Raw genomic sequence first — 4511 nt, forward strand, 5'->3', positions numbered from 1 at the left:
GCTTTCTCACCGGCAAGTACCGCGCCGCGGCGGACGCTCAGAAGAGCCCGCGCGGCAAGGGTGTGGTCGACAAGTACCTCAACCCCAGGGGTCTCCGCCTTCTCGCGGCGCTCGATGCCGTGGCGGCGCGGACCGGAGCGGCGCTGAGCGAGATCGCGCTCGCCTGGGTGGCGGCGCAGCGGGGAGTCGCGGCGCCGATCGCATCGGCGACCACCCCGGATCAGGTGAGGAGCCTGGCGCGGGGGGCACGGCTCAGCCTCAGCGCCGAGGATCTTGCTGAATTGAGCGCGGCGGGATGATCAGCGCGTCTGCCCCATCCACCACAGGGCGGTAACGAGCAGTGTCATCACCACGGCAAACACGAGGACGATGGCGGCGTAGGTCTCGAAGGTCATTTCTGCCCCCTTTCAGCGGGCAGGATTGCTCTGCGCCCTGCCCTGGTTCGTTTCCATGATCTGGATCAACGACTTGCCTCGGGGCGACAGGAAGCGGATGATCCCCGCATGCGCGCAGCCCTGACTCTCCTCGCCCTGTTCGTTCCCGCGGCCTGCCACGCGCAGGAGGCGGGATGGCACTACTCGCCCCTGCCCGGGGAGGGCGACCGGGCCGCGCTCGGCTGCTCCTATGGCGCGAGCGCCGCGCAGTACACCTGCCTGGCCGTGCGCTGCGAGGATGATTTCTCGGTGGGCCTGCACATCCACACCAGCCGTGCCGCGGCGGATGCCGGCGCCTGGGTGCTGGAGTTCGACAAGGAGGGCGAGCGCTACGCGGTGACAGCCTCTCCCTCGCCGGCGCCGTACCACGCGCGGATCGAGGGCAATGTCGACCCGATCCTCGAGCAGTTGCGGAATGCCGGCCTGGTCTACCTCGACCCGCCGGACGGTCCACCGATCGATCGCGCCATCTCGCTTTCAGGATCGCTCGCCGCGATCAATCGCGCCCTCTACTTCTGCGCGCCGAAGCTGCCGGCTCAACCGGACATGTAGCCGCCGTCGACCGGCAGGATGGCGCCGGTGACGAAGGCAGCGAGCGGCGAGCACAGGAACAGGGCCGGGCCGGCGAGGTCGCCGGGGGTGCCCCAGCGGCCCATCGGGGTGCGCGCCATCAGTTCGGCATTGCGGACCGGATTGCTGCGCGGCACGGTGGTCATGGCCGTCTCGATCCAGCCCGGCGCCAGGGCATTGACCCGTATCTCATCGGCCGCATAGGCGATGGCGAGCGACTTGGTGAGCCCGGCCACGGCATGCTTGGATGCGGCGTAGGCCGGCGCGTGCGGCGCACCGAAGAAGGCGAAGACCGAGCCGATATTGAGGATGGCGCCGCCGCGCAGCTTGCTGCGGAACGCGGTCGAGGCGCGCATCGTGCCGGTCGTGTTGATGTCGAGCACCGTCTCGAAGCCGGTCGCGGTGAACTCGGCGGCCCTCAGGTTGACCCCGGCGCAATTGACCAGCGCCGCCACCGGGCCGAAGGTGTCGGCATATTCGCCCACCTGCTCGGTCGAGCGCACGTCCAGCTGGGTGTAGCGGAAGCGCGGCTCGTTGTCGGCACCGGACTCGACTTCGGCCTGGGTGGCACCCGTGGCATGGACGATCGCGCCGGCATCGGCGAAGGCACGCCCGATGCCCTGCCCGATGCCGGAGGTGCCGCCGGTGATGACGACGTGCCGGCCGGCGAAGAACTCGGTGGCCCAGGTCATGTCTTGCCCCCCGCTAGCGGATGAACTGTTCGATATAGTCCGCCCCGAGCCCCACCTTCTCGTAGTGGCGCCGGCACATGTCGATCTTGGTGAAGACATCCTCGAAGCCGACCTGTCGGTTGGCTTCGTCGAGATAGACCATGCAGCCCGAGATGTTGAAGAAGGTGATCATCTCCTCGCAGTCCGCCGGTACGGTCAGCGTGTGGATCTCGCCCGGCGGCTCAAAGACGTAGGAGCCGGTCTCGGCCACCCAGTCGTGCTCTAGATAGTGCCAGCGGCCCTTGATGACGTAGCCGTGCACCGGCTGGGGGTGCAGGTGCCGGCTGAGGATGCCGGCGCGGCGCACGCGCAAGAGATTGCACCATTGGCCCTGCAGCGTGTTGAGAAACAGCGGCCGGAACCAGACGCCCTCTGCCTGCGGCACCCATACCCGCTCATCGCCCGGCATCGCCGCGATGGCGATCTCCCTGGGCGAGCGGGGATGCGCAGAACCGTTGAACGTGTCGTACATCGTGGTGCTCCGGCCTCTACCAATGGAACGCGTCGACGTTTTCGCGCGCGCCGAGCAGGAAGGCGTCGCCGATGAGGCGCAGCGGCGAGCCGTCCATCTCGGACTTCCGCTTCCTGAGGAGTTTGGCGAAGCGTTCGTAGATCGCCTCGTACTCCTCGGACGGGTTGGCGACTGTCTCCTTGCCGTCGACCCGCAGCACCGTGCCGCCCTTCTCGAGCTTGAGGTCGGTGCCCTTGCGCGTCGTCACCGCCACGGTCCAGATCTCGCCGGTTTCATCGAGCCAGTTGAAGCCGGCGCTCATCGCGGGCCGGTGCTTCTGGGTCGACTTGAAGACGATCTCGACATCGACAGGGGTCTGCCGGTTGGCGGGAAAGCGCAGCACGGCGCTCTCGACAAACACCGGGAAGGGCATGATGCGGGTGAATACGCTCATGGCATTGATGCCTGGATCGCAGACGCCGAATCCGCCGGGCTGCCAGACCCATTCCTGCCCCGGATGCCACTTTCGCACGCTCTCGCGCCAATCGATGCGGACGGAGGCAACGCCCTCGTCCTTGAGGATGAGGCGGGCCGCCTCGACCGCGGCGTTGTAGCGCGAGTGCCAGGTCTGGAAGAGCACGCGTCCCTTCTTTTCGCCGTAGGCGACGAGGTCCTCGAACTCCGTGATGGTCGGGGTCGGGGGCTTTTCCAGCAGCACGTCCCGGCCGGCGTCGATGGCCTCGCGGACATAGGCGTGGCGGACGCCGGGAGGGGTGCAGACGGCGACCAGGCCAACCTCTGGCATCGCCTTGTAGAGTTCGGCGGGGGACCGGAAGACGGGAACGTCGCGATGCCCGAGTCCGCGCGTCGACACGCAGGCCGCCAGCTCGAAATCGGGGCTCTTGTCGATCACCGGCAGATGCTGGTCCTGAGCGATCTTGCCGATACCGATGACGGCGATCTTTTTTCTGGCCATTGGGTGTCTCCTCACGCCGGCCGCACTTAAGAGGAAGCGGGTGCGGAAGTGAAGTTCCGATCCGGCAAAAATCATTCCGGCCAACACGGAATGAACGCTATGATCGGACCGGGGAACGATCGGATGGAGGTGGCAGCATGTCGCAGGCGTTCGTCCGCGAGGGTGCCGGCATGCCGCAGGTGCATGCCTCACTGGAGGCCGCCCGCAGCGCGGCGGAGGTGCAGCGCGCCATGGACGGGCGGCAGTACGACTTCGAGGTGCGGCCGCGCGAGCGCGGCGGCTACCTGGTGGCGCGGCTGAAGAAGGACGGGACGTTCGAGTCGTGGGTGGAGGAGTAGCGGGCTGTCACGCGGGCGGCTGCCAGAGCTCGATGTGATTGCCCTCGGGATCGACGATGCGGGCGAAACGGCCGGTCTCCGGCGTGTCCCACTCTTCGGGGCGGGTCTCGACCGGAATGCCGGCGCCGCGCAGGTTGGCGATCAGGGCATCGAGGTCGTCGACACGGAAGTTGATCATCCACTGCCGCGCCGCCGGGAAGTAGCTCGTGCCACCCGGGAAGGGCGCGAAGACGGTTGGTCCGGCCTCCTGATTCCAGAAGCCCTGGACGCCCAGGTGCCGTTCGTACCACCGGGAGAGCGCCTCGGTGTCTGCCGCCCGAAAGAAGATGCCGCCGATGCCGATCGCTTTTGCCATTTGACCTACCTGACCACGATGGCACGGAAGTCGTTGACGTTGGTGCCGGTCGGCCCGGTGACGAAGAGTCCGCCAATGGCGTTGAAGGCGGCATAGGCATCGTTGTCGGCAAGTGCGCCGCGAGGGTCGATGCCGGCGGCCCGCATGCGAGTCGCGGTGTTGCCATCCGCCACTGCGCCGGCATTGTCCCCGGATCCGTCGATGCCGTCCGTGTCGGCGGCCAGCGCCGAAATGCCGGAAACGCCGTCGATGGCGATAGCGAAGGCCAGCAGGAACTCGGCGTTGCGCCCGCCCCGGCCGGACCCACGGACGGTGACCGTGGTCTCGCCACCCGACAGAAGCAGGGCGGGGCGCGCAAACGGACGCCCGCGCGTGCGGATCTCCCGGGCGAGCGCAGCGTGCACCCGGGCCACCTCACGGGCCTCGCCCTCGACCGCATCGGACAGGATGTGCGGCTCGATGCCGATCGCCCGCGCCGCCTCCGCCGCCGCCTCGAGCGACAGCGCCGCGGACGCGACGACGCGCACGGTGTTGCCGACAAAGCGCGGGTCGGACGCCAGCGGCGCCGGGTTGCCGTCGGACGCCAGAAGCTGTTCGGCCGCGGCCGGCAGCTGCAGACGGTGGAGCGCGACCAGATGCCTCGCCTCGGACCGGCC

8 protein-coding genes are annotated in these 4511 nt (G+C 68.3%); 3 read left to right on the forward strand and 5 right to left on the reverse strand.

Translation table 11 applies throughout. The features are described 5' to 3' along the window. Both ACE3TU_RS19250 and ACE3TU_RS19255 read left to right on the forward strand, forming a co-directional pair. Window positions 1-299 (forward strand): aldo/keto reductase (locus tag ACE3TU_RS19250; protein ID WP_374627171.1); only part of this gene is annotated, 299 nt, incomplete at its 5' end. Between the two features lie 204 nt (window positions 300-503). Next, window positions 504-986, forward strand: coding sequence for a hypothetical protein (locus ACE3TU_RS19255; RefSeq protein ID WP_374627173.1), 483 nt, complete (start codon window positions 504-506; stop codon window positions 984-986). Here ACE3TU_RS19255 and ACE3TU_RS19260 read toward each other — a convergent pair. Genes ACE3TU_RS19260 through ACE3TU_RS19270 form a run of 3 tightly spaced genes read right to left on the reverse strand, consistent with a single transcriptional unit; the run spans window position 971 to window position 3162 of the window. Beyond that, the gene (locus ACE3TU_RS19260; protein WP_374627175.1) at window positions 971-1696 is read right to left on the reverse strand and encodes an SDR family NAD(P)-dependent oxidoreductase; all 726 of its coding nucleotides are present in this window, start codon (window positions 1694-1696) and stop codon (window positions 971-973) included. The two genes, ACE3TU_RS19255 and ACE3TU_RS19260, sit on opposite strands and share 16 nt — an antisense overlap. 13 nt (window positions 1697-1709) lie before the next feature. After that, the gene (locus ACE3TU_RS19265; RefSeq protein ID WP_374627178.1) at window positions 1710-2207 is read right to left on the reverse strand and encodes a 2,4'-dihydroxyacetophenone dioxygenase family protein; all 498 of its coding nucleotides are present in this window, start codon (window positions 2205-2207) and stop codon (window positions 1710-1712) included. A 16-nt stretch (window positions 2208-2223) separates the two neighbouring features. Beyond that, window positions 2224-3162, reverse strand: coding sequence for a Gfo/Idh/MocA family protein (locus tag ACE3TU_RS19270; RefSeq protein ID WP_374627180.1), 939 nt, complete (start codon window positions 3160-3162; stop codon window positions 2224-2226). 137 nt (window positions 3163-3299) lie between these two features. Between ACE3TU_RS19270 and ACE3TU_RS19275 the strand changes: the two genes are divergently transcribed. Then, window positions 3300-3500 carry a hypothetical protein gene (locus ACE3TU_RS19275; protein ID WP_374627182.1) on the forward strand — a complete coding sequence of 67 codons (201 nt, stop codon included), beginning with the start codon at window positions 3300-3302 and terminating at the stop codon, window positions 3498-3500. Between the two features lie 7 nt (window positions 3501-3507). Here the strand turns inward: ACE3TU_RS19275 and ACE3TU_RS19280 are convergent, their stop codons facing one another. Next, entirely contained in the window at window positions 3508-3855 is a 348-nt protein-coding gene (locus ACE3TU_RS19280; protein WP_374627184.1) for a VOC family protein, read from the reverse strand. A 5-nt stretch (window positions 3856-3860) separates the two neighbouring features. Further along, on the reverse strand, window positions 3861-4511 hold a 651-nt coding region (locus ACE3TU_RS19285), incomplete at its 5' end, for an MOFRL family protein (protein WP_374627186.1).

This window comes from Devosia sp. (genome assembly GCF_041917035.1).
Lineage (GTDB): Bacteria > Pseudomonadota > Alphaproteobacteria > Rhizobiales > Devosiaceae > Devosia_A.

Bases quoted from the DNA above. Each gene is read 5' to 3' on its own strand.
- ACE3TU_RS19260 (WP_374627175.1), bottom strand. From the start codon at position 1,696: ATGACCTGGGCCACCGAGTTCTTCGCCGGCCGGCACGTCGTCATCACC.
- ACE3TU_RS19280 (WP_374627184.1), bottom strand. From the start codon at position 3,855: ATGGCAAAAGCGATCGGCATCGGCGGCATCTTCTTTCGGGCGGCAGAC.
- ACE3TU_RS19255 (WP_374627173.1), top strand. From the start codon at position 504: ATGCGCGCAGCCCTGACTCTCCTCGCCCTGTTCGTTCCCGCGGCCTGC.
- ACE3TU_RS19275 (WP_374627182.1), top strand. From the start codon at position 3,300: ATGTCGCAGGCGTTCGTCCGCGAGGGTGCCGGCATGCCGCAGGTGCAT.
- ACE3TU_RS19270 (WP_374627180.1), bottom strand. From the start codon at position 3,162: ATGGCCAGAAAAAAGATCGCCGTCATCGGTATCGGCAAGATCGCTCAG.
- ACE3TU_RS19265 (WP_374627178.1), bottom strand. From the start codon at position 2,207: ATGTACGACACGTTCAACGGTTCTGCGCATCCCCGCTCGCCCAGGGAG.